Annotated in this window: 18 protein-coding genes; 5 read left to right on the top strand and 13 right to left on the bottom strand. The window is 71.1% G+C overall.

Annotation, left to right across the window (positions count from 1 at the left end; genetic code table 11):
* Positions 1-258 precede the first annotated feature (258 nt).
* Positions 259-1,704, bottom strand: a complete 1,446-nt coding sequence (gene gltX / locus ACEUEL_RS08690; protein ID WP_405704005.1) for a glutamate--tRNA ligase — start codon at positions 1,702-1,704, stop codon at positions 259-261.
* A 1,228-nt stretch (positions 1,705-2,932) separates the two neighbouring features.
* On the opposite strand from gltX, the gene ACEUEL_RS08685 reads away from it, so the two are divergent.
* On the top strand, positions 2,933-5,251 hold the full coding sequence (locus ACEUEL_RS08685) for a ComEC/Rec2 family competence protein (protein WP_405704003.1): 2,319 nt from the start codon (positions 2,933-2,935) through the stop codon (positions 5,249-5,251).
* Here the strand turns inward: ACEUEL_RS08685 and lexA are convergent.
* The 5 genes from lexA to ACEUEL_RS08660 form a co-directional block, all read right to left on the bottom strand.
* A complete protein-coding gene (gene lexA / locus ACEUEL_RS08680) occupies positions 5,245-5,940 on the bottom strand; it encodes a transcriptional repressor LexA (RefSeq protein WP_405704001.1) in 696 nt (231 codons plus the stop codon). The genes ACEUEL_RS08685 and lexA overlap by 7 nt on opposite strands.
* A gap of 197 nt (positions 5,941-6,137) precedes the next feature.
* Entirely contained in the window at positions 6,138-7,001 is an 864-nt protein-coding gene (locus ACEUEL_RS08675) for an MBL fold metallo-hydrolase (protein ID WP_405704000.1), read from the bottom strand.
* A 3-nt stretch (positions 7,002-7,004) separates the two neighbouring features.
* Entirely contained in the window at positions 7,005-9,227 is a 2,223-nt protein-coding gene (locus tag ACEUEL_RS08670) for a CHASE2 domain-containing protein (protein ID WP_405703999.1), read from the bottom strand.
* Between the two features lie 282 nt (positions 9,228-9,509).
* Positions 9,510-10,358 (bottom strand): FecR family protein, encoded by an 849-nt coding sequence (locus ACEUEL_RS08665; RefSeq protein ID WP_405703997.1) that lies wholly within the window; start codon positions 10,356-10,358, stop codon positions 9,510-9,512.
* A gap of 132 nt (positions 10,359-10,490) precedes the next feature.
* Positions 10,491-10,745 carry a sulfurtransferase TusA family protein gene (locus ACEUEL_RS08660; RefSeq protein ID WP_405703996.1) on the bottom strand — a complete coding sequence of 85 codons (255 nt, stop codon included), beginning with the start codon at positions 10,743-10,745 and terminating at the stop codon, positions 10,491-10,493.
* 193 nt (positions 10,746-10,938) lie between these two features.
* Here ACEUEL_RS08660 and mobB point away from each other — a divergent pair, with 193 nt between their 5' ends.
* Positions 10,939-11,481 carry a molybdopterin-guanine dinucleotide biosynthesis protein B gene (mobB, locus tag ACEUEL_RS08655; protein WP_405703994.1) on the top strand — a complete coding sequence of 181 codons (543 nt, stop codon included), beginning with the start codon at positions 10,939-10,941 and terminating at the stop codon, positions 11,479-11,481.
* Here the strand turns inward: mobB and mobA are convergent.
* The 3 genes from mobA to recG form a co-directional block, all read right to left on the bottom strand.
* A complete protein-coding gene (mobA, locus tag ACEUEL_RS08650) occupies positions 11,466-12,077 on the bottom strand; it encodes a molybdenum cofactor guanylyltransferase MobA (RefSeq protein ID WP_405703993.1) in 612 nt (203 codons plus the stop codon). The genes mobB and mobA overlap by 16 nt on opposite strands.
* Positions 12,074-12,466, bottom strand: a complete 393-nt coding sequence (locus tag ACEUEL_RS08645) for a YbaN family protein (RefSeq protein ID WP_405703991.1) — start codon at positions 12,464-12,466, stop codon at positions 12,074-12,076. Before ACEUEL_RS08645 ends, mobA begins: the two co-directional genes overlap by 4 nt.
* Before the next feature lie 639 nt (positions 12,467-13,105).
* Positions 13,106-15,202, bottom strand: coding sequence for an ATP-dependent DNA helicase RecG (gene recG / locus ACEUEL_RS08640; protein ID WP_405703990.1), 2,097 nt, complete (start codon positions 15,200-15,202; stop codon positions 13,106-13,108).
* 136 nt (positions 15,203-15,338) lie between these two features.
* On the opposite strand from recG, the gene ACEUEL_RS08635 reads away from it, so the two are divergent.
* Together ACEUEL_RS08635 and mfd are read left to right on the top strand one after the other, a co-directional pair.
* Positions 15,339-15,635 (top strand): FAD assembly factor SdhE, encoded by a 297-nt coding sequence (locus ACEUEL_RS08635; protein ID WP_405703988.1) that lies wholly within the window; start codon positions 15,339-15,341, stop codon positions 15,633-15,635.
* 52 nt (positions 15,636-15,687) lie between these two features.
* Positions 15,688-19,212, top strand: a complete 3,525-nt coding sequence (gene mfd, locus ACEUEL_RS08630; RefSeq protein ID WP_405703987.1) for a transcription-repair coupling factor — start codon at positions 15,688-15,690, stop codon at positions 19,210-19,212.
* A 107-nt stretch (positions 19,213-19,319) separates the two neighbouring features.
* Here the strand turns inward: mfd and ACEUEL_RS08625 are convergent, their stop codons facing one another.
* Together ACEUEL_RS08625 and ACEUEL_RS08620 are read right to left on the bottom strand one after the other, a co-directional pair.
* The gene (locus ACEUEL_RS08625; protein ID WP_405703985.1) at positions 19,320-19,631 is read right to left on the bottom strand and encodes a hypothetical protein; all 312 of its coding nucleotides are present in this window, start codon (positions 19,629-19,631) and stop codon (positions 19,320-19,322) included.
* Positions 19,632-19,789: 158 nt separating this feature from the next.
* Complete coding sequence (locus ACEUEL_RS08620; RefSeq protein WP_405703983.1) at positions 19,790-21,619, bottom strand: extracellular solute-binding protein; 1,830 nt, start codon at positions 21,617-21,619, stop codon at positions 19,790-19,792.
* Between the two features lie 250 nt (positions 21,620-21,869).
* On the opposite strand from ACEUEL_RS08620, the gene ACEUEL_RS08615 reads away from it, so the two are divergent.
* Positions 21,870-22,628: an invasion associated locus B family protein gene (locus ACEUEL_RS08615; RefSeq protein ID WP_405703981.1), complete on the top strand. Its 759-nt coding sequence runs from the start codon at positions 21,870-21,872 to the stop codon at positions 22,626-22,628.
* 93 nt (positions 22,629-22,721) lie between these two features.
* Here the strand turns inward: ACEUEL_RS08615 and hspQ are convergent, their stop codons facing one another.
* Together hspQ and ACEUEL_RS08605 are read right to left on the bottom strand one after the other, a co-directional pair.
* Entirely contained in the window at positions 22,722-23,051 is a 330-nt protein-coding gene (hspQ, locus tag ACEUEL_RS08610; protein ID WP_405703980.1) for a heat shock protein HspQ, read from the bottom strand.
* Positions 23,052-23,095: 44 nt separating this feature from the next.
* The gene (locus tag ACEUEL_RS08605) at positions 23,096-24,199 is read right to left on the bottom strand and encodes an HpcH/HpaI aldolase/citrate lyase family protein (protein ID WP_405703978.1); all 1,104 of its coding nucleotides are present in this window, start codon (positions 24,197-24,199) and stop codon (positions 23,096-23,098) included.
* Positions 24,200-24,234 lie beyond the last annotated feature (35 nt).

Here is a 24,234-nt window from a genome sequence, read left to right as displayed (position 1 = left end):
GCCTTTAATAGGTCAAAGTCGTATCCCTTTCACCCCCCGCTCGCAAGCGCAGCGAGCACGGCGGCCGCCGGATGGCGCAAGCCGGGTGAGTCATTGAAAACAAACGACTCCCCGGTGCACGCAAGTCTTGTGCGCCGCCACAGGATACCCACCCTGACGGGTCCCCGCCGGCCGCGCCGTCCGCCGGGCCCGTGCTCTAACGCCACGAAATTAAAGCGCTTCTCGTGACGCCTGTGCGACCCTGCGCGCTCGGTCGGTTCAGAGCGGGGGCGGGGCCCCGGCCGCGCCGGTCTGGTCGGAGAGACGGCCTAGACTTTCGTCTTTCCCGAGCACGGCGAGCACGTCGAAGATGCCCGGCGAGGTCGCCCGGCCGGTCAGCGCCGCCCGCAGCGGCTGTGCGACGGCGCCCAGCTTGACGCCGCGGCGCTCGGCGACCGCGCGCACCCCCGCCTCGGTCGTCGCGGCCGACCAGTCGGCGATGCCCGCGAGTTCGGCGACCACATCGGCCAGCAGACTCCGCGCCTCCGGCGTCAGCAGCGCCTCGGCCTTGGCATCGAGCCGAAGCGGCCGCGCGTCGAGCAGATAGGACATGCTGTCGATCAGCTCGACCAGCGTCTTGGCGCGCTCCTTCAGGCCCGGCATGGCCTCCAGCACCTGCGCCCGCCGTTCCGGCGTCAGCCGGGCCGCGAGGGTGGCGCCGTCCGGCAGATAGGGCAGCAGCGCGTCGATGGCCGCGAGCAGCTCGGCATCGGGGGTGGCGCGCAAATAGTGCCCGTTGAGATTCTCCAGCTTGGCGAAATCGAAGCGCGCCGCCGAGCGCCCGACCCTGTTGAGGTCGAACAGCTGGCTCATCTCCTCGGTCGAGAAGATCTCCTGGTCGCCATGGCTCCAGCCGAGGCGCACCAGATAGTTCCGCAGCGCCGCCGGCAGGTAGCCCAGGGCCCGGTAGGCGTCGACGCCCAGCGCGCCGTGGCGCTTGGAGAGCTTGGCCCCGTCCGGCCCGTGGATCAGCGGGATATGCGCCATCTGCGGCACGCCCCAGTCGAGCGCGCGGTAGATCTGTGTCTGCCGCGCCGCATTGGTGAGGTGGTCGTCGCCGCGGATGATGTGGGTCACGCCCATGTCGTGGTCGTCGACCACCACCGAGAGCATGTAGGTGGGCGTGCCGTCGGAGCGCAGCAGCACGAGGTCGTCGAGGTCCTTGTTGGCGAAGGTCACGCGGCCCTGCACCAGGTCCTCGATCACCGTCTCGCCCTCCTGCGGCGCGCGCAGGCGGATGGCCGGCTTGCGTCCCGCCACGGCCTCGCCGGGATCGCGGTCGCGCCAGCGCCCGTCATAGCGCGGCGGCCGGCCCTCGCGGCGCGCGCTCTCGCGCATCTCCTCGAGCTCCTCGGCCGTGGCGTAGCAGCGATAGGCGTGGCCCTTGGCCAGCATCTGCTCCACCGCCTCGCGGTGGCGCGCGGCGCGCGCGAACTGGTAGACGACGTCGCCCGACCAGTCGATGCCGAGCCAGTTCAGCCCGTCGAGGATGGCCTCGATCGCCGCCTCGGTGGAGCGTTGGCGGTCGGTATCCTCGATCCGCAGCAGCATCCGCCCGCCCTTGGCGCGGGCATAGAGCCAGTTGAACAGCGCGGTCCGCGCGCCCCCGATGTGCAGGAAGCCGGTGGGCGAGGGGGCGAAGCGGGTGACGACGGTTTCGGACATCGATTCGGTGTCTCTTGCGGCCGGGCGGCCGAACGGATGCGAACGGAATGGCGGCGCGGAGCGGTGCGTGTAGCATAGCCGCGCCGCGGGGGAAAATGCGGCGGTGCCGGTTGGGGTGCGGGCGGCGCGCATGGCGGGGCGGGACGACAACGGGCCGGGCGGCCGGCGGGACGGCGAGGAGCCGGGCGATCCGCCGCCGGCGACCCGCCCGCCGTCGCCCTCCGCGACCGGCCAGTCGCCCCCCACGGCCCACCCCTCATGGCCGCCCGCTGCACCGGAGACTGCGGGCGCCGGGCACGAGCCCGGTTCTCCGCCGGGCGAACATGCTCCGCCGGGCGAGCCGGCTCCTCTGGTCGATCGGGCTCCGCCGGGGCTGCCCATCGCGCCTGACCGCCATGCCGCTCCTGATCCTCAGGAAGATCCGGATCTACCGGTGGCGCCGGCGCCCCTGGCAACGCCCGAGGCGGGCCCTTCGACGGGGCGGGTTCCTCTCGGGCGTTTCGCGCCGGCGCCGGGGTCGGACGTGCCTAGCGCCTCACGGCCGCCCGCGCCCGTCGAGACCCCGGGCGCGGGGCACGAGCCCGGTTCTCCGCCGGGCGACCGTAATTCGCCGGGCGAACCGGCTCCGCCGGGGCTCCCTATCGAGTCTGATCGCCATACCGCGCCTGATCCGCTGAGAGACCCCGATCTTCCGGCAGCACTGGCGCCCCTGGTGCCGCCCGATTTCCCCATCGCACCTGACCTCCACGCCGAGCCCGACCTCAATTCCGCACCTGATCCTCAGGACGCTTCTGTCGCTCAACGCTCACCGGCGCCCCTTGCGCCGCCCGGCGAACGCTCGTCGACGGGAGATGTCGCCCTCCGACGCTCGGTCGTTGCGACGGAGGCGAACATTCCGTCGGGGGCCCCGGGCGCCGGGCACGAGCCCGGTTCTCCGCCGGGCGATCGTAATTCGCCGGGCAAACCGGCTCCGTTAGGTCTGCCTGTCGCGCCTGACCCTCACGCCGCGGCTGACACGCAGGACCCTCCTGCTCCTCAAGCCGCACCGGCGCCCCTGGCAACGCCCGAGGCGGGCCCTTCGAATGGCAGCGTTTCCTCCAGCCGCTTCGCGATGGTGCCGGGGCCGGACGTGCCGCCGGACGGCGCCGGGCCGGGGCGCCGGCGCGGGGGGCGCGCCGGGGCGCAGGTATTGGGTGCCGGCCGGCGGCCGGCGCCGTGGGCGGGGCCGATGGCGGGAGGCCGGCGCCTGCGGGAGCGGATCGCCGGCCTTCTCGCCGCGCTTGCCCGCGATGTCGAGCGGGAACTTGCCGACCGGCGGGCCTTTCTCTGGCTGCCGGTCGCGTTCGGCGCCGGCATCGCCCTCTATTTCAGCGCCGCGCACGAACCCTCGCTGACGGCGTCCATCGCGCTGTGCCTCGCTTTCGCGGTGGCGACCTTTCGGGCCCGGGCCCGGCCGCTGGCGTTCCATCTCCTCGCCGGCCTCGCGACGCTGGCGGGCGGCTTCGCCGTCGCGACGGCGCAGGTCGCCGCGATGGCCCATCCGGTGCTCGAGCGGCAGCTCGTCGCCACCGAGGTCGCCGGCTTCGTCGAGCAGGCCGAGCGGCGTCCGCGCGGAGCCCGGGTGGTGCTGCGCGTCACCGATCTCGGCCGGACCGATCCGGCGAGCCGGCCGGTCCGGGTGCGCGTGTCGGTCACCTCCGGGCCGCTGCCGCGCATCGGGGAACATGTGCGGGTGCGGGCCACTCTCGGGCCGCCGCCGGGGCCGGCCTATCCGGGGGGCTATGATTTCGGCCGGGCGGCGTGGTTCGAGGGCATCGGCGCCACCGGCTTCGCGCTCGGGCGGCTGCAGGAGGCGCCCGCACCGGGGCCGGTGCCGTGGCGGCTGCGGATCGCCCGCCTGTTCGAGGACCTGCGCGCCGATATCGGGCGGCGCATCCGGGCGGTGCTGTCGGGCGACGCCGCCGCGGTTGCCGAGGCGCTGGTCGCCGGCTCGCGGGATGCGGTATCGGAGAGCGTCGAGGAATCGATGCGGGTGTCCGGCCTCAGCCATGTGCTGTCGATCTCCGGCCTGCACATGGCGCTGGTGGCGATGACGTTGTTCGTCGCGGTGCGCGCGCTGCTGGCCGCCGTGCCCGGGATGGCGCTGCGCTATCCGGTCAAGGCTATGGCGGCGGTGCCGGCGCTCGCCGGGGCGAGCTTCTACCTGCTGCTCTCGGGAGCCGAGGTGCCGACGCTGCGCTCCTATGTGATGACGCTGATCGTGCTCGCCGGCGTCCTGATCGGCCGCTCCGCGCTCACCGTCCGCAGCCTCGCGGTGGCGGCGCTCGGGGTGCTCGCCCTCAGCCCGGCGGCGATTTTCGAGCCGGGGACGCAGATGTCCTTCGCCGCCACCCTCGCTCTGGTCGCCGCCTATGAACGGCTGCGCCCGGACGGGGCCGACGGTGCGTTGCCCCGCGGTGCGTCGCCGGGCGGACCGACGCGGTCGGGAGGGCCGGGCCGTCTCGCGCCGCGCCGGCTCGCCGCTCGCCTCGCGCAGGTGCCCGGCGGCCGGCTCGTGGCGATCATCGCCGCCTCGATCCTCACCTCGCTGGTCGCCGGGCTGGCGACGGCGCCCTATGCGGCGTTCCATTTCCAGCGCATGGCGCCGCTCGGCGTCGTGTCCAATCTCGTCGCCATGCCGCTGATCTCCCTGCTAGTCATGCCATTCGGCCTGCTCGGGACCATCCTGATCCCGTTCGGCTTCGACGGGCCGGCCTGGCGGGTGATGGGATGGGGCATTGACGGCATGCTGGCGGTGTCGGATCGCGTCGCCGCGATGCCCGGCGCGGACCGCTCGATCGCGGCGTTTCCGATGGCGGCGCTGGGGCTGGCGAGCCTCGCGCTGATCGGCGTCTGCCTGCTGCGCACGCGGCTGATCGTGCTGGCTCCGCTCTGTCTCGCCGCCGCCCTCGTCGTCGCCGGGCTGGCCCCGCGCCCCGCTGTGCTCATCGATCCGCAGGGCCAGACGATCGCCGTGCGGCAGTCGGACGGCAGCCTGTCAGTGGTCGGTAGCCGGGCCGACGGCGCTCCGGCCAACCGCTTCGCCCTCGAGCAATGGCGCGCGGCGAACGGCGAACGCTCCGCGCCGACCGCGCAAGGTCGCGCGCCGTCTGCGCCGGGTGCCGACCCCGCCGTCCGCTGCGACCGCACCGGCTGCACGGTGACCGGCACGCCCGGCGTGGTGGGCCTGCCGCGATCGCGGGACGCGCTGGCGGACGACTGCCGTCTCGCGACCATCCTCGTCACCCGCTTCGAGCCGCCACGGGATTGCGCAGCCCGGGTAATCCGCACCCGCGACACCGCGCCGAATGCCGCGGCCCTCTTCACCGCGGGAGAGGGCTATCGCCTCGAATGGGCCCGACCCCCGGGGAGCGAGCGGCCCTGGTTGCCGCGGGCGACCCCGCCGCCCGAAGCTCCTGCGACGCCGGCTGTCGCGGCGAGCAGCGTCCCGTCTGATCCGCGTGCCACGCCGGAGGGTTTTGCCCTGCCGCCGCCGGAGGGTCAGTAGCGCCGGAACAGGCCGACCAGCCGCCCCTGGATGCGCACGCGATCGGGGCCGAAGATGCGCGTCTCATAGGCCGGGTTGGCGGCCTCCAGCGCCACCGAGGCGCCCTTCTTGCGCAGGCGCTTGAGGGTGGCTTCCTCGTCGTCGATCAGCGCCACCACGATGTCGCCGGTATCGGCGGTCTCGCAGCGGCGGATCAGCGCCATGTCGCCGTCGAGAATGCCGGCCTCGACCATCGAATCGCCGCGCACCTCGAGCGCGTAGTGTTCGCCGCCGGTGAGCATGTCGGCCGGCATGGCGATGGTGTGGCTGCGCGACTGGATCGCCGAGATCGGCGTGCCCGCCGCGATGCGCCCCATCACCGGCACCGTCACCGGGGCGTCGGCATGCTCGTCCGCCGGCGGGCGGGCGCGGCCGAGATTGCCCTCGATCACGCTCGGCGCGAAGGATTTCGCCGGGCGTGCCGGCGGGTGAGTGGCCTCGGGGAGGCGAACCACCTCGAGCGCCCGCGCCCGGTTCGGCAGGCGGCGGATGAACCCGCGCTCCTCCAGCGCCGTGATCAGGCGGTGGATGCCCGACTTCGAGCGAAGGTCCAGAGCGTCCTTCATCTCCTCGAAGGAGGGCGGCACCCCGCTCTCCTGAAGCCGCTCGTTGATGAAGCGCAGGAGCTCATATTGTTTGCGCGTGAGCATGGCGATCCCGACCGCTCCTGAAGCATTGAAAACAAACTGCGAACAAAAGGTATACGTTCCTTTTGTGTTCCGCAATGGTAAAGATCGGGTTACGGTCAACCCTGGACGATGACGGGCGGGTCGCGCCGTGAGCCGACGGCTCTCGACGCGCCTCCACCGGCCTCGGGTCCGGCCCGCGCCGGCTCACGGCTCACGGCTCACGGCTTGCGGCGCGCGCTGCGCGGGGAGAAGCCGACGCTGGCGCCTTCGCGGGCGAAGAAGCCGGTCGGCAGCCGCTCCCTCAGCGCCGCCTCCATGCGGTCGAGCCGGGCGTCGTCATATTGCGGCGCGTGGTGGATGCAGGCGAGCCCGCCCGCGCCGGCCGCCTCGGCGAGCGCCGCGCCCATGCTGGGGGTGGAATGGCCCCAGCCGCGATGGCCGGCATAGTCGGCGTCGTCGAAGGTGGCGTCATAGGCGATGAGGTCGCATCCCCGCGTGAACGCGACGAGATCGGGTTCGGGCGCCTCGCCGGCATGCTCGTGGTCGGTGAGCACCGCCACCGAGCGGCCGGCATGATCGAAGCGGTAGCCCGTCGCGCCGCCGGGGTGGCGCAGCGGGTGGGTGCGGACCGGCATGCCGCCGATATCCAGCGTCTCGCCGGCGCGGAAGCCGACATAGCGCACGCTGGCGGGCACATCCTCGAAGCGCAGCGGGAACAGCGGCGGGCTGTAGTAGCGGCGCAGCGGCACCTCGGCGCTCGCGCCGTCGAGATTGCCGCAATAGAGGATGATCTCCGTGCGGGGGCGGAACAGCGGCGCGAAGAAGAACAGCCCCTCGATATGGTCGTGGTGCAGGTGGCTGAGCACGATGTGGATCGGCTGCGGCGGGTCGCCGGCCAGCGCGGCGCCCAGCCCGATGATGCCGCTGCCGGCATCGAGGATGACCCGCCGGTCGCCGGCGCGGATCTCGAGGCAGGTCGTGTTGCCGCCATAGGCCAGCGTCCCCCGTCCCGGCGTCGCCGTCGAGCCCCGAACGCCCCAGAACGTCACGCTGAGCGCGGCATCGTCCACCTTGCGCGTCACGTATCATTTCTCCAGCAGGGTAGTGACATAGTCCCACGCCGCGTCGGCGGGCCTGCCGGCCTGCGCCCGGCAGCGCTCGTGATAGACGTCGTAGAGCTTCCCGATGCTCCCGGGCGCCAGCGCGTGCGCGCGCTCCGCGGAAGCGGCGGCCTCCTCGAAACGGGCCGCGCGGTAGGCCCCGAGCATCGCCCCATGCGCCTCCGCGAGGTCGCGATAGGCGGGTGTCGCGGCGAAGGCGGCATCGCCGACCAGCGTGAAGATGCGGACCGGCTGGCTGCGTCCCTTGACGCGGGTGGTGTCGACCTCGAGCCAGGCGAGATCCGGGGCGAGGTCGTGGGTGGCGTCGGTGGCCAGCAGCACCACGCCGTAGAACTTGGTGGCGCCCTCGAGCCGCGAGGCGAGGTTGACCGTGTCGCCCAGCGCCGAATAGTCGAAGCGCTTGACCGAGCCGAAATTGCCGACGCAGCAGTCGCCGGTGGCGAGCCCGATGCCGATCCGCACCTCGATCGCGGTCTCGCCGATCGCCGCGGCTTCCCGGCGCAGCGTCGCGTTCAGCACCTCGAGTTCCCCCAGCATCGCGAGCGCGGCGCCGGTGGCGTGTCGGGCGTGGTCGCGATCGTCGAGGGGCGCATTCCAGAAGGCCATGATGGCGTCGCCGATATATTTGTCGAGGGTGCCGCGACGCTCGAGAACGATGTCCGTCATGGGTGACAGATAACGGTTCATGAAACGTGTAAGCGCCTGCGCGTCCATCCGCTCCGAGATGGAGGTGAAGCTGCGCACGTCGCTGAACATGACGGTGAGGGTGCGGATCTCGCCGCCGAGCACCAGCCGCCCCGGGTCGGTGGCGAGCTGCTCGATCACCGCCGGCGACACGAAGCGGCCGAACGCATCACGCACCCAGCGCTTCTGCCGCTGCTCGGCGCTGTAGAGCTGGATGGTGCCGGCGAGATAGACGGCGGAGGCCGCGAGGCCCGGCCCGACCGGATCGAGCAGCACATGGCCTTCGCGGAACGCCCACCAGCTCGCCGCGCACAGCGCCGCGACGACGATGCCGCCGATGAGCGCGCCGCCGAACGCCCCGGCGGAGGGCAGCACCAGCGCGATGAGCAGCCCGAGCAGGGCGGCGACCACGATCTCCGCCCCGGTCGCCCAGTCCGGGCGCGCGAGGCGGGCATTGGTCACGAGATGCTCGATGGTCTGCGCCTGCACCTCGACGCCGGCGACCGAGGCGTCGATCGGCGTCGCGCGCAGGTCGAGCAGGCCGGCGGCGCTGCTGCCGACCAGGATGATGCGGCCGGCGATCTCGTCGGCGGGAAGCTCGCCGCTGAACAGTTTCCAGGCCGGCAGGAAGCGCCGCGGCTCGGTGCCGCCGACGCGGATGCGCACGTCGCCGAACCGGTCGGTGGGCGTCTCGATGGCGCCGATGCGCACGGCGGATATGCCGGTCGAGGCGCCGAAACCCTCGTCGCCGCTGGCATTGGAGGAGCGGATCACATAGGTCGAGGCGCCCTGCGCCACCCGCAGCGACTCCGCCGCGAGGCCCGGCACGAGCTGGTCGCCGAGCCGCAGGAACAGCGGCACCTGGCGCACGATCTGGTCGCCGTCGGGCAGCCAGTTCAGCGCGCCGAGACCCGAGGCCGCCTTGGCGAGGCCGGGCAGGGGCACGACGGCATCGGTGAAGCCGGGCAGGAAGGGCAGCGGGTCGTCGCCGGCGGTGGCGATGCCGAACTTGCGCGGCAGTTCGGGCAGCGCGGCCGGGCGGCCGGGGGTGAGGACCACGCCGAGCACCACCGGCGCGGCGGCGATGGCGGCGGCGAACTGGTCGTCATGGCTCGGCAGGCCGCCGAGCGCGGCGGCGACCTGGTCGCGCACCGGTCCCTCCGGCAGGTCGGCGGCCAGCGTGTCGGGGCTGGTGCGGTCGGCTTCCGAGAAGGCGATATCGAAGCCGATCGAGGCCGCCCCCGCGCCGGCCAGCCGGGTCACCAGCTCGGCCATGCGGTTGCGCGGCCAGGGCCACTGGCCGAGGCGGGCGAGCGAGGCGTCGTCGATGTCGAGGATGCGGACCGGCAGGTCCGGGCTCCAGGGGCGGGGATCGAGGCGCTGGTAGAAGTCAAACAGGTTGTTGCGCAGGCGGCTGAAGGAGGCCGGCTGCAGCCAGATCAGTCCGAGCACGATGACGAGCGGCAGTGTGACGATCGCGGCATAGGCCGAGTGACGGCGCATTCTCTGTTCACCGCAACGCTCGCGGACGATGGCGACAGGTTGCTAGGTATCGCACCGGAAGGGAAGGGGTGTTTGCGGCGATATACCCCGCCATGGCGGGGAGGGGCGGCGGCGCGTCGGCCGGGGCTCCGTCCCGGCCCGCCGGCCGAGGCCGCCGAAGCCGGGGGGACGCGGCATTCCGCGCGAAACGCCGTGCCTCGGCCCGGCGTCAGCCGCCGGGCCCTTCGGGCGGCATGTGGCGGCGCGGCTGCCGTTCCGGCGGTCCGCGCCGGCGCTGGAGTGCTACTGGTTCCCCAGAGGCGGCTCGCCGCCGTCATTGCCGGTGACCGGCCGGTTGTTGCCGTCGTTCTGCGTGGCGACGACGCCGATCGTGAAGGCGACGCCGACCAGTCCGACCACCGGCAGCGTGCCCGCCGTGACGCCCGGAAGGGCTGCGAACTGCGTGCCGGCCGGCAGCAGCAGGCCCGCGAGATTGATCGCCTGGCCGCCGGCGATCGCCGCCTGCGCGCCCTGGATGGCGGACTGGGAGATGGTCTGCGGTCCCGTCACCGTCCCGTTCAAGTCGATGAAGGCGAAGTTGTTGGTGATGTTGAGTTCGAAATAGCCGGGGCAGCTGCGTCCCGCGCGCGCCGGAACCACGTTGTTCCGCTTGGGGCAGACGCCGATGACGCCCTTGTCGACCACCAGCGCGCAGCCCTTCGCCGGGTCGCAGATGACCAGGATGTCGGTGCCGCGGATGCCGATCGTCGCCACCTGGGTGGAGATGACGAAATTGTTGGGGTTGGAATTGCCGGTGATGAAGCGCATCGCGCCCTTGGACACGTTGATCGCCGCGTCCTTGGCACCGCCATTGGGATTGAACACGAAGCGGTCGAGCACGACCGTGGAGGCCGCGCCGACGTTGAGCTGCGTGTTGTCGAGGAATCGCAGCAGCGTCGCGCTGGCGCTGCCGGTGATCACGCTTTCGTCGGCCGCGACCGGTGTCCCGGCGGCGAGCCGCCGCACGACGGCATCGAGCTGCCCGCGGACATCATTCTTGACGGTGACGGCCTGTCCGATGTCCTGCGCCGCATTCGCAAAGGAGCAGCCCAGCAGGAGCATCGCTCCCGCAGCCATGTTACGCCACTTCATTGGCCCCACGCTTCCCGCTGATTGTCTTATCCCCGCGCCATATTGCCGGAACTGGCGGCGGGACGGAAGTGACACCAGGGATACACACAACCGGGAATCGTCATCGCGCGCCATTGACTCGGCCGGCGGGCATCATCGTCCGGCCCCTGTCGCCGGTCCGCGACGGATGCGAAACCGCAGCAGCGCCCCGTCGGCGTCCTGCTGCTCGAGCACATCGCCGCGCTGCCGGACCATCACCGGGATGTCGATCGCGGCCATGGGATCGGTGCAGACCAGCTCGACGACGTCGCCGTCGGCCATGCCCTCGAGCGCGCGCCGCGCCCGCAGCACCGGCAGCGGGCATTTCAGCCCGCGCAGGTCGAGTTCCGCCCTCTTGCCGTCGGCCATGCCGTGCCCGCCCTCCCCGGAAACCGCGAACGGCATAGGGGGCGCGTATCGGCGATGCAAGCGCGGCCGGCCCGGGCGGCGCGCGCGGACGTGAGGACGTGCGGACGTGCGGACGTGCGAAATCGCACTTGACCCGTCCCGCGGTCGTTACAGTAGCGTGCGCCGGCCGGAATCGGCCCGTCGAGGTGACAGAATGCGTGTGATCGGTTTCGCCGGCTGGAGCGGCGCGGGCAAGACCACCCTGCTGGCGCGGCTGATCCCGGCGCTCACCGGGCGGGGCCTGTCGGTCTCCACGATCAAGCACGCCCATCACGAGTTCGACGTCGACACGCCCGGCAAGGATTCCCACACCCACCGGGTGGTCGGCGCGCAGGAGGTGCTGGTCGCTTCCGCGCGACGCTGGGCGCTGATGCACGAGCTGCGCGGCGCGCCCGAGCCGGAACTGCCGGAGCTGCTCGCCCATCTCGCCCCGGTCGATCTGGTGCTGGTCGAGGGCTTCAAGCGCGACCATCATCCCAAGATCGAGATCTACCGGGCCGGCGTCGGCAAACCGCCGCTCCATCCCGACGATCCCCACATCGTCGGCATCGCCAGCGACGCGCCGCTGCCCGGCGCACCGCTGCCGGTTCTGGCGCTCGACGACGCGGCGGCGGTGGCCGATTTCGTCATCGCCCATGCGGCCCGCCTCGACGAGATCCGCTGGAACAGCGACCCGGCCGCTCAGGCGTCCGGATAGGCGGCGGCGATCGCCTCGGCGGCGGCGAGATCCTCCGCCGTGTTGATGTTGAGGAACGGATCGTAGGGCGTCGCCGGCCACGCCACCCGCGCCGATCCCTGTTCGCCCGCCCAGACGCCGACGCGGCGCTCGCCGCCTTCCAGCGCCGCGCGGAGCGGGCCGCGCAGCCGGGCCGGCCAGAGCGCGATGACGGGATGGTGCCGGCCGGCCGAGACGGCGCAGGCGATGGGATGATCCGCGCGCTGCGCGTGCAGGCGGCTCACCAAGTCGACCGGCAGGAAGGGGCAGTCGGCGGGCACGGTGAGCAGCCAGTCGCCGCCCCGGCGGGCGATCTCGTCCAGTCCCGCCAGCACGCCAGCGAGCGGGCCGGGCCGGTCGGGCAGGGGGTCGGGCATCACCGGCAGCGCGTCGCCGAAGCGGGCGGGATCGCCATTGGCGTTCAGCGCCAGCGCGGCGACCTGCGGGACGAGCCGGGCGGTGACGCGCTCCAGCACCGTGCGCCCGCCCACCGCGACCAGCGCCTTGTCGACGCCGCCCAGCCGCCGCCCGAGGCCGCCGGCGAGGATCAGGCCGAAGGTCGGGGGATGCGCGCTCATGCCGAGGGCCGCGAGAGCATGTAGGCCGCCGCCGCCAGCATGGAGACGCCTGCGCCGGCGAGGCCGAGGACCGGCACGCCGGCCAGCGTCATGATGCCGAAGCTCGCGCCCATGCTGACGCAGGCGACCACCTTCGCCGGCGCCGGGATCACGCCCCGCTCCCGCCATCTGCGCACATTGGGGCCGAGCCGCGGATGCGCCAGCAGCCACGCCTCGAAGCGCGGCGAGGAACGCGCGAACAGCCACGCGGCGAGGATCAGGAAGACGGTTCCCGGCAGCCCGGGCAGGATGAGCCCCACCACGCCGATCCCGACGCAGAGCCAGCCGGCCGCGAACAGCAGCCAGCGCAGCGCGGAATTGGCGAGATGCGGCTTCTCGGTCGGATGCATGCGAAGCTACATATAGGAGGTTGCCCGGCAAGTGCGATTGTCCGGCCCGTGGAAACGCGTGCCAGGGGAACCCGTTCGGAGAGTCCTCCGCAGGCGTCATCCCGGAGCGGCGGGACACAGGCGCCTTCCCGGAGCCACTGGACAATGGCGTCATCCCGGAACGGCCGGAGGCCGTATCCGAGATTGCGTAGGTATTTTGGTGTGCGATCCCGGCTCTGCGCCTGCGGTTCCGGCCGGGATGACGGTGCCGGGAGGGATTTTCCAGGCCGGCTCCGCGGAACCCGTTCGGAGAGTCCTCCACAGGCGTCATCCCGGAACGGCGGGACACAGGCGCCTTCCCGGAGCCGCTGGACAATGGCGTCATCCCGGAACGGCCGGAGGCCGTATCCGGGATCTCGTAGGTATCTTGGTGAGCGATGCCGGCTCTGCGCCTGCGGCTCCGGCCGGGATGACGGTGCCGGGAGGGATTCTCCAGGCCGGCTCCGCGGAACCCGTTCGGGGAGTCCTCCACAGGCGTCATTTCGGAACGGCTGGAGGCCGTATCCGGGATTGCGTAGGTATCTTGGTGAGCGATCCCGGCTCTGCGCCTGCGGCTCCGGCCGGGATGACGGTGCCGGGAGGGATTTTCCAGGCCGGCCCTCACCCCGCGTCCAGCAGCTTCACCGCCACGTCGCGCTCGAAGATGTAGAGAAGCAGCCGCAGCGCCTCGCCGCGGGGGCCCGTGAGCGCGGGGTCGGCGGCGACCAGCGCGGCGGCTTCGGTGCGCGCCCGCTCCAGCAACTCGCCATGCACCTCGACCCGCGCCAGCCGGAAGCCGGGGAAGCCGCTCTGGCGGGTGCCGAGGACGTCGCCTTCGCCGCGCAGCTTGAGGTCCTGTTCGGCGAGGAAGAAGCCGTCGTCGGATTCGCGCAGCGCCTCCAGCCGCTGCCGGGCGATCGGCCCGAGCGGGGCGCGGAACATCAGCAGGCAGGTCGAGGCGCCGGTGCCGCGCCCGACGCGCCCGCGCAGCTGGTGGAGCTGGGCGAGGCCGAAGCGCTCGGCGTGCTCGATCACCATGATCGTCGCCTCCGGCACGTCGACGCCGACCTCGACCACGGTGGTGGCGACGAGGAGCTGCGTCTCGCCGGCCGCGAAGGCGGCCATCGCCGCGTCCTTCTCCGCGCTCTTCATGCGGCCGTGGATGAGGCCGACGCGGGCGCCGAAATGCCGGCGCAGGTCCTCGAAGCGGGCTTCGGCGGCGGCGAGGTCGGAATTCTCCGATTCCTCCACCAGCGGGCAGATCCAGTAGGCGCGGGCTCCTTGCGCCAGCGCGTGGCCGAGCCGCTCGACCACCTCGCCGATGCGCTCGGCGGAGACGGTGCGGGTGTCGATCGGGGTACGGCCGGCCGGCTTCTCGCGCAGTTCGCTGGAGGCCATGTCGCCGAAATAGGTGAGCACCAGCGTGCGCGGGATCGGCGTCGCGGTCATCACCAGCACGTCGACCGCCGCGCCCTTGGCGGCCAGCGCGAGGCGCTGGTGCACGCCGAAGCGGTGCTGCTCGTCGACGATGGCGAGGGCGAGGTCGGCGAACTCGACGCCCTCCTGGAACAGCGCGTGGGTGCCGATGACGAGGTCGATCTCGCCCGCCTTCAGCGCGGCGAGAAGCTGGTCGCGGGCGCGGCCCTTCTCGCGTCCGGTGAGGACCGCGATCCGGAGGCCGGCGGCGGCGGCCATCCGGGCGATGGTCTTGTGGTGCTGGCGGGCGAGGATCTCGGTGGGGGCCATCAGCGCCGCCTGCCGGCCGGCCTCGACCACGGTCGCCACCGCCAGCAGCGCGACCACGGTCTTGCCGGCGCCGACATCGCCCTGCAGCAGCCGCAGCATGCGGTCGTCCGAGGCGAGATCGGCGCGGATATCGGCCAGCGCCGCCCGCTGCGCGCCGGTGAGGCTGAAGGGCAGGGCGGCCTCGATCTGCGCCGCGAGGCGCCCGTCGCCCACGCTCGCCCGCCCGACGCCGCGCACGCTGCGGGCCCGCACCAGCGCCAGCGCCAGCTGGCCGGCGAGCAGTTCGTCATAGGCGAGGCGCTGCCACGCCCGGCCGGCGGGGGTCGCCTCCGCGGTGTCGGCGGGGTGATGCACGCCCGCCAGCGCGTCGCGGAAGGAGGGCCAGCCGGCGGCGGCGCGCGTGGCCCCGTCCTGCCATTCGGGCAGCTCCGGCACTTTCGCCAGCGCCGCATCGACCGCCCGGCGCACATGGCCGTGGCCGAGCCCCTCGACCAGCGGGTAGAGCGGCTCGATGGGCGGCAGCCGGGCGAGACCGGCGGCGTCGAGCACCCGGTCGGGGTGCACCATCTGCCGCATGCCGTCATAGAGCGCGATGGTGCCGGAGATCCAGCGCGTCTCGCCCACCGGCAGCAGCCGCTCGATATAGCTCCGCTCGGCCTTGAAGAAGGCGAGCGTCAGGTCGCCGCTGTCGTCATGGACCAGCACGCGATGGGGCACGCGGGTGCCGCGCGGCGTCGGGCGGTGCTGGTCGACCACCACCTCCAGCGTCACGAGGGTGTCCGGCATGGCCTCGGCGATGGTCGGCCGGGCGCGGCGGTCGATGCTGGAGGAGGGCAGGTGCATGACGAGGTCGAGCACCCGCGCGCCGTCCGGCCGCCCCAGCAGGCGCCCGAAGGGCTTGGCGAGCTTCGGCCCGATGCCGGGCAGTTCGGTGATCGCCGCGAAGAAGGGGTTGAGCAGGTCGGGCCGCATGGCGCCGGAAGGTGGACGAGCCGCGCGCCGAGCGCAACGCTTGCCGCGCCGCCCCCGCGCGAGGAAACACCTGACAGCGCCCGCGCGCCGCGCTAAAGACACGGCCCTTCTCGCAATTGCGAACCGCGAGGCTCATATGACCGGGACCACCCTCTCCAGCGCGGGCCTCGACGAGCGCCGGCGGCGGCTGCTCTATCGGTCCTGGCATCGCGGCACGCGCGAGATGGACCTCTTGATGGGCCGCTTCGCCGACGCGCATCTGCCCAGCCTCAGCGAGGCGGATGTCGCCGATTTCGAGCGCCTCATCGAGGTCGAGGACCCCGACCTCTTCGCCTGGATCGGCGGCGAGACGCCGCCCGCCGATCACGACACGCCCGTCTTCCGCCGTTTCCGGCAGTTCCACCTGTCCGGCGAAGGCGTTCCGGAAATCTGAAAGACCCGAGACTTCTGCAAGACCTGAAGACATCTGAGAGCCTCACGTCCCGATGACCGCCCGCCGCACCACCGATTTCGCCGCCCGCCTCGCCCCCGGCCGCACCCTGACGCTGGCCGGGGTGCCCGGCGGCATGCAGGGCCTCGTCATCGCCGATCTCGCCCGCGTGCTCGCCGCGCGCGAGGATGCGCCGTGGCCGACGCTCTGCGTCGTCTGCCGCGATGCCGACCGCATGGCGGAGCTGGAGCGCGCGCTCGCCTTCTTCGCCCCGGGCGTCGAGGTGCTGCCGCTGCCGGCGTGGGACTGCCTGCCCTATGACCGCGCCTCGCCGCATGGCGACATCGTCGCCCGCCGCATGACGACGCTGGCCCGGCTCGCCCGCGTGCGCGGCCGCGAGGGCGGCACCATCGTGCTGACCACGGTGAACGCCGCGCTCCAGCGCGTGCCCGCCCGCGCCGTGGTGGCCACCCAGTCCTTCTCCGCCGCGCCGGGCAATGCGCTGCCGCTCGACGACGTGGTCGGCTGGCTGGAGATCAACGGCTACCTGCGCACCCCCACCGTGCGCGATACCGGCGAATACGCCGTGCGCGGCGGCATCGTCGACCTGTTCCCGCCCGGCCTGCCGGCGCCGGTGCGGCTCGACTTCTTCGGCGACACGCTGGAATCGATCCGCTCCTTCGATCCCGAGACCCAGCGCACCGCCAGCCAGATGCGCGCGCTCGATCTCGTGCCGATGAGCGAACTGCAGCTCACCACCGAGACCATGCGCCGCTTCCGCATGGCCTATGTCGCGGCCTTCGGCGCGGCGACGCGGGGCGACGCGCTCTACGAGGCGGTGAGCGAGGGCCGCCGCTTTCCCGGCATGGAGCACTGGCTGCCGCTGTTCCACGAGAAGCTCGACACGCTGTTCGACTATCTCGACGGCGCGCCGCTGGTGATGGAGGCGCAGGCCGAGGAGGCCGCGAAGGAGCGGCTCACCCAGGTCGCCGACTATTACGACGCCCGCCGCGAGGCGTTCGAGCACCCCGCCGCCGGATCGGGCGCGCCCTACAAGCCGCTTCCGCCGGAAACGCTCTATCTCACCGGCGAGGAGTGGGATCGGCTGCATCTCGCCCGCCCGAACCTGCGCCTCTCCCCCTTCGACCAGCCGGAATCGAAGGATGTCATCGACGTCGGCGGCCGGCCGGCGCGCTCCTTCGCGCCCGAGCGGGCGGACCCCGAGGCGCAGCTCTTCGACGCCGCCGTCGCGCATCTGCGCGAGTTGGCGGCCACCCGCCGCACCATCCTCGCCGCCTGGTCGGACGGCTCGCGCGACCGTCTCTCGACCGTGCTGGCCGACCACGGCCTCAAGGGCATGCAGGTGGTCGGCACCCGCGATGCCGCCGACAAGCTGCCCAAGGGCACCATCGCGCTCGCCGTGCTCGGCATCGAGAGCGGCTTCGATTCCGATGGCCTCTCCGTGCTCGGCGAGCAGGACATACTGGGCGACCGCCTGGTGCGCCCCAAGCGCAAGGCGCGCCGCCCGCAGGACGTGATCGCCGAGCTGACGGCGCTCACGGCGGGCGACCTCGTCGTCCATGTCGACCACGGCATCGGCCGCTTCATCGGGCTGAAGACCATCGAGGCGATGGGCGCCCCGCACGACTGCCTCGAGATCCATTATGCCGGCGGCGACAAGCTGTTCCTGCCGGTGGAGAATCTGGAGCTTCTCTCGCGCTACGGCTCGGAAGATACCGAGGCGCAGCTCGACCGGCTGGGCGGCGGCGGCTGGCAGGCGCGCAAGGCGCGGATGAAGAGCCGCATTCGCGAGATGGCGGCCGAACTGATCAAGGTCGCCGCCGAGCGCCAGCTCAAGGAGGCCCCGCGCCTGGTGCCGGCGGCGGGCATCTACGACGAATTCCGCGCCCGCTTCCCCTATGAGGAGACCGAGGACCAGGAAGCGGCGATCGACGCGGTATTCGACGATCTCGGCTCCGGCCATCCGATGGACCGGCTGGTCTGCGGCGATGTCGGCTTCGGCAAGACCGAAGTTGCTCTCAGGGCCGCCTTCGCGGTGGCGCTGAACGGCAAGCAGGTGGCCGTGGTGGTGCCGACCACGCTGCTGGCGCGCCAGCATTTCAAGACCTTCTCGGAACGCTTCAAGGGGCTGCCCGTGGTGGTGCGGCAGGCCTCCCGGCTGGTCACCGCGAAGGAAATGGCCGAGACCCGCAAGGGGCTGGCGGATGGCACCGTCGATATCGTGGTCGGCACCCACGCCCTGCTCGGCAAGCAGATCGCCTTCAAGGATCTCGGCCTCGTCATCGTCGACGAGGAGCAGCATTTCGGCGTCGGCCACAAGGAGAAGCTGAAGCAGCTGCGCGCCGAGGTGCATGTGCTGACGCTGACCGCAACGCCGATCCCGCGCACGCTCCAGCTCGCCATGACCGGCGTGCGCGAACTCTCGCTGATCGCCTCGCCGCCGGTGGACCGCCTCGCGGTGCGCACCTTCGTGACGCCGTTCGACCCGCTGATCGTGCGCGAGGCGCTGCTGCGCGAACGCTACCGGGGAGGGCAGAGCTTCTATGTCTGCCCGCGCATCGACGATCTCGCCGAGGTGAAGGACTTCCTCGACAAGCAGGTGCCCGAGGTCAAGGTCGCGGTCGCCCATGGCCAGATGGGCGCGACCCAGCTCGAGGAGATCATGTCCGCCTTCTATGACGGGCAGTTCGACGTGCTGCTGTCGACCACCATCGTCGAAAGCGGGCTCGACATCCCCACCGCGAACACGCTGGTGATCCACCGCGCCGACATGTTCGGCCTCGCCCAGCTCTACCAGCTGCGCGGGCGGGTGGGGCGCTCGAAAACCCGCGCCTATGCCATCTTCACCCTGCCGGCGGAGAAGACCATCACCGCGCAGGCGGAGCGGCGGCTGAAGGTGCTGCAGTCGCTCGACACGTTAGGGGCCGGCTTCCAGCTGGCCAGCCACGACCTCGACATCCGCGGCGCCGGCAACCTGCTCGGCGACGAGCAGTCCGGCCACATCAAGGAGGTCGGCTACGAGCTCTACCAGGAGATGCTGGAGGAGGCGATCGCCAACCTCAAGGCCGGGATCACCGCGCCGGTGGCGGACAAGTGGTCGCCGCAGATCTCCATCGGCATGCCGGTGCTGATCCCCGAGGACTATGTCGCGGATCTGCATGTGCGGCTGACGCTCTACCGCCGCCTCGCCGACATCGACACCGACAAGGAGATCCAGCAGATCGCCGCCGAGCTGGTCGACCGCTTCGGGAAGATGCCGGAGGAGGTGGAGCAGCTGCTCAAGCTGGTCGCCATCAAGGCGCTCTGCCGGCGCGCCAATATCGAGAAGGTGGATGCCGGCCCGCGCGGGGCGGTGCTCACCTTCCGCGAGAGCACCTTCCCCAATCCGGGCGGCCTCGTTCAGTACCTCGGCAAGCCGCACGTCATCGCCAAGGTGCGGCCCGACCTCCGGGTGGTCTTCTCGGCGGACTGGCCCGACGCCAATGCGCGTCTGAAGGGCGCCGGCGCGATCCTGAAGGAGCTCGCGAAGATCGCCGAGCAGGGCGCGAAGGCGGCCTGATCGGAGCGATCGGTCTCATCGGTCCGATCGGTCAGGAACTGGACTGATCGTCCACCTGACTGCACTGATCGTCCACCGCGCCGGAGACGCTCTCCGGCGGTGACGGATCACTCGTCGTAGGCGCCGTCGCTGTCCGGCATCTCGTCGGCGTCGACGTCCGAACCGGGCCCCGACATGATCGGATCATTGCCGCCCGCCTGGTTCGCATAGTCCATGCTGTGGTCGGAACCGGGCTTGTCGGGCAGCGGGCCGTAGTCGAGATAGTTGGGGTTGTTCAACGGCTTGAAGTTGAACTCCGTGCCGTCCGCGTTGCGCGTGCCGGCCGGCGGCTCGGGGTGGATGGTGATGTGCTGCTGGGCGCGCAGGGGCGTCGCGGCGCAGCCGATGAGCGCGACGAGGACGAGCGTGGCGTGGCGCATGGCGTGGTTCCTGTCGCGCGAGCTAGTGGAGCATCGCGGTTCCTAGCCCGAAAACGCCGCCGCCGGAAGGGCTTGGCGGCCACACCCCCGAACGCCGTTGCCGCATGGTGAAGGAGCCGTGGCCGGCGGGTATCGGGATCGGCGTGGGTGGCTGGGGGCTACCTCTCGTCGAGCCACCAGCTTTCCGCCAGCGAGCCGGACAGCGACACCACCTCCGGCCGGGCGATCCGCCGCCAGCGCGCAAGCCATTGACCGGGCGTATGAAACAGCGGCACGGCGAACTGCGCGGAGATCAGCACCCGGTCGAGGGCGCGCACGGCAGCCACGAAATCCTCGCGCGAACGGGCCGCCAGCAGCGCGGCGATCATCGCGTCGGTGGCGGCGCTTCTCAGCCCCATGAAGTTGCGCGTTCCCGGCGTATCCGCTGCCGCCGAGCCGAAATAGAAGCTCTGCTCGTTGCCCGGCGACAGCGTCTGCACCCAGATATAGGGCACCATGTCGTAGTCGTAGGTCTGCTTGCGGGTCTCGAACTGGACATTGTCGACCAGACGCACCGCAAGTTCCACTCCCGCGCGCCGCAGCATGTACCGGTAGGCGAGCGACAGACGCTCCTGATCCTTTGTCCCGACCAGTATTTCCACGACGAGCGGCCTGCCGGTGCCACGGTCGACAAGCTTGCCGTTGCGCAGCTCGAAGCCTGCCGCCGCGAACAGTTCCAGCGCCCGGCGCAGGCGCTCGCGATCCCGCCCGGAGCCGTCCGAGACCGGGGGCTGCCACGTTCCCTCCATCACCGCTGGCAGCACCGCGTCGGCGAACGGCGCCAGCCATTCGCGCTCCCTCTCCCCAGCCGGGCGGCCGCGCGCGGAAAGCTCGGAACCCTCGAAAAAGCTCGCCGTGCGGCGATAAACGCCGAAATAGAGATTGGCGTTGATCCACTCGAAGTCGAAAAGCTCCACCATCGCCTCGCGCACCCGCGCGTCGGCGAATGGCGGGCGGCGCATGTTGAAGATCAGCGCGGAATAGGGGTCGGGCTGACCATCCGCGATCTCTTCCAGCCGGACGCGTCCCTGCCGCACGGCCGGGAAGTCATAGCCGGTCTTCCAGCGGCCGGGATCGGTCTCGAAGCGGATGTCGTAGAGATCGCGCTTGAACGCCTCGAACTGGCTGTTCACGTCGCGGAAGAACTCGTAGCTGAGCGTGTCGAAGTTGAAGAGACCGCGATTGACCGGCAGATCGCGGCCCCAATAGTCCGGCGCCCGCGCCATCACGATGCTGGTTCCGGGCCGAACCTCCGTGACCACGTAGGGACCGCTGCCGAGCGGGGCGGCGAAGCTCGTCTCCTCGAAACGCGCCTCGTTCACGGCGTGACGGGCGAGAATGGGCATCAGCGCGAGGATGAGGGGCAATTCGCGGTCCGCTTCCCCGAACCGAAACAGGATGCGCCGCTCATCGGTGATCTCGGCGGCGGCCACCTTGCCATAATAGCTGCGCATGTTGGGCCGCCCGCGCCGGTGCAGCAGCTCGTAGGAGAACAGCACATCCTGCGCCGTCACCGGCGCGCCGTCCGAGAAGCGTGCGGCCGGGTCGAGCTCGAAGGCGACGTAGCTGCGCGCGTCGTCGGTCTCGATGCGGCGTGCGAGCAGGGGATAAACGGTGAAAGCCTCGTCCGGCCCGCGCTTCATCAGGCTTTCGACGATGCTCCAGCGGATGATCGGTGGCGCATTGCCGCGGACGATAAAGGGGTTGAGGCTGTCGAACGAGCCGACGGCGGATTGCCGCAGGCGCCCCCCGCGCGGTGCGTCTGGATTGACGCTGCGGAAATAAGGGAAGTCCTCGGGATAGAGCGGTGCCCCGTGCATCGCGAGCGCGGCCATGCTCCGGCCTGTGTCCGCAGCGTTCTGCGCCTGCGTCGGGCGGCCGGCCAGCAGCAATCCGCCCGCCGTGGCGATGCCGCCGCCGATCAGGTGGCGGCGGGTCATACCCGGCATGGTCTGCAATCCCCTTGGCAGCAAGACACCATTCGTTGGAATCTAGCATGATCGACGCGGCTTGGCGGCTCACAGGTCACTGTCTTGCCTCATTTGAACCCGAGACAGCCTCGTCCGAGATGGCGCCCAGGCGTCCGTCGCCGTCGCAGATTCGGCGATTTGCACGACAGGAAACGATATGATCATACGCTCCTCTCTCGCGCCGCGCCGGTGGACGCACATTGTTGCGGGTTCCGCCCTGGCGCTGGTCATGGGAATCGCCACCGCCTCGGCCCAGCAGGCCCCGGCTCCGGCCACTCCTCCGGCCCAGAAGCCCGCCGCCAAGCCGGCGCCGGCCCAGAAGCCGGCCGCGCAGAAGCCCGCCGCCACCGCTCCTGCGGCCCAGACGCCTCCGGCTCAGGCCTCCGGCCAGGGTGCCGCGCCCCAGATTCCCGCTGTCGCCATTCCGTGGATGAAGCGCTGCGGCGAGGATCCGAACCTCAAGAAGACCGTCTGCAACATGGAGCAGACGATCATCTCCGACATGGGCCAGTTCCTCGTCCGCTTCGGCATCCTCGAGGTGAAGGACGACCCCAAGAAGGTGTTCACCGTCGCCTTCCCGAACGGCGTGCTGCTGCGCAACGGCTTCCGGGTGACGATCGCCAACGACCAGCCGCAGGCCGGCACCTTCGTCATCTGCGACGAGCGCACCTGCCGCGGCGACGTGCCGATCGACGGCGCCTTCATCGACCGCATGAAGAAGGCGCCCGGCCTCACCCTCCAGGTCGCCAACGCGGCGGGCCGCGTCGTGTCCTATCCGATCGGGCTGGGCGACTTCGCCAAGACCTATGACGGCGCCCAGACCGAGCCCGGTGCCTGGGAAGCGCAGGTCAAGAAGATCCAGGACGACATCAAGGAACGCCAGCAGGCCGCTCAGGCCGCCGCGCAGGTCCAGAACGACAAGGCCAAGGAAGGCCTCGAGAAGTACGGCGCCGACCGGCTCAAGAATGCGGCTCAGCCGGCGCAGTAGCCGCCGGGCGGCCACGCCCGCTCGAAACACGAACGCCCGGGCACAAACCCGGGCGTTTCTGATTCAAGAGCCTATGTTCACCGGAGCGACGCGCTATTGCAGCCGCTCCGACCGCACCCTCCAGCCGCCATCGCCGTCGGCAGAAAGCATTTCCTCGACCTGCGGGTGGCGGACGGGATCACCGGAGGTGTCCGGTTCGAGATTCTGCTCCGAGACGTAGGCGACGTATTCGGTCTCCGCGTTCTCGGCCAGCAGATGGTAGAAGGGCTGGTCCTTCGTCGGCCGCACCGCCTCCGGGATGGACTCCCACCATTCCTCCGTGTTGGAGAATTCGGGGTCGACATCGAAGACGACACCACGGAACGGGTAGTGGCGGTGGCGTACCACCTGGCCGATCCGGTATTTGGCGATGCGTTCTTTCATGGCCTGACACTCGCCCTCTGGAGCGGCGCGACCCGTTAAGGCCGCTATCCCCCATTGTCAACGCGCAACCCGTAGGCGGCGGCCATCTGCGGATCGCCCGCGGCGACGATCCGGGCAAGGTCCACGATCACTTTCGCCTGCTTCCAGGTGGCGTCATCCTGCATCTTCCCGTCGATCATGACAGCCCCCGTGCCGTCGGGCATCGCGTCGAGGATGCGGCGGGCGAACAGCACCTCGCCGACATCGGGGCTGAAGACCTTCTTGGCGATGGCGATCTGGCTCGGGTGCAGTGACCAGGCGCCGACGCATCCCTGCAGGAAGGCGTTGCGGAACTGCGCCTCGCAGGCGGCGGCATCGGCGAAATCGCCGAACGGGCCGTAGAAGGCCTTGATGCCGTTGGCGGCGCAGGCGTCGACCATCTTTCCGACGGTGTAGTGCCAGAGATCCTGCTGGTAGCCGGCGCGCGGGGCATCGGCGGCGTCCTTGCGGGCATCGGCGAGCACGACGTAGTCCGGGTGGCCGCCGCCGACGCGGGTGGTCTTCATCGCGCGCGAAGCGGCGAGATCGGCGGGGCCGAGGCTCATGCCGTGCATGCGGGGCGAGGCGGCGGCGATCGCTTCCACGTTCTTGACGCCCTCGGCCGTCTCGAGGATGGCGTGGATCAGGATCGGCTTGCCGATGGCGTGCTTGGCCTCCAGTTGAGCGAGCAACTGGTCGACATAGTGGATGTCCCAGGGCCCATCGACCTTCGGCACCATCACCACGTCGAGCTTGGCGCCGAGCGCGCCGACGACCTCGACGATATCGTCCAGCGCCCATGGGCTGTTCAGCGCGTTGATGCGGGTCCACAGGCCGGTGGCGCCGAACTCGTTGGCCCTGCCCATCTCGATGAGGCCGGCGCGCGCGGCGAGCTTGGCATCGGCCGGGATGGCGTCCTCGAGATTGCCCAGCAGCACATCGACCTGGCCGATCAGTTCCGGCACCTTGGCCCGGAACTTCTCCAGATGCGGCGGCATGAAGTGGATCATCCGTTCCAGCCGGACGGGGAGTTCACGGAACGGTTCCGGCGCGCCGATGGCGAGCGGCTTGTGGAAATTGCGGGGCAGCCTGGTCGTCACGTTGGTTTCCTCCCGACGCAGCAGTCGCATCTTGTCTTGGTTGCGATGCAGCATAGCGTCAGGAT

Source organism: Ancylobacter terrae, assembly GCF_045108345.1.
Lineage (GTDB): Bacteria > Pseudomonadota > Alphaproteobacteria > Rhizobiales > Xanthobacteraceae > Ancylobacter.
The sequence above is the reverse complement of the archived record's forward strand: the minus strand, read 5'-3'. Positions and strand labels throughout refer to the sequence as shown.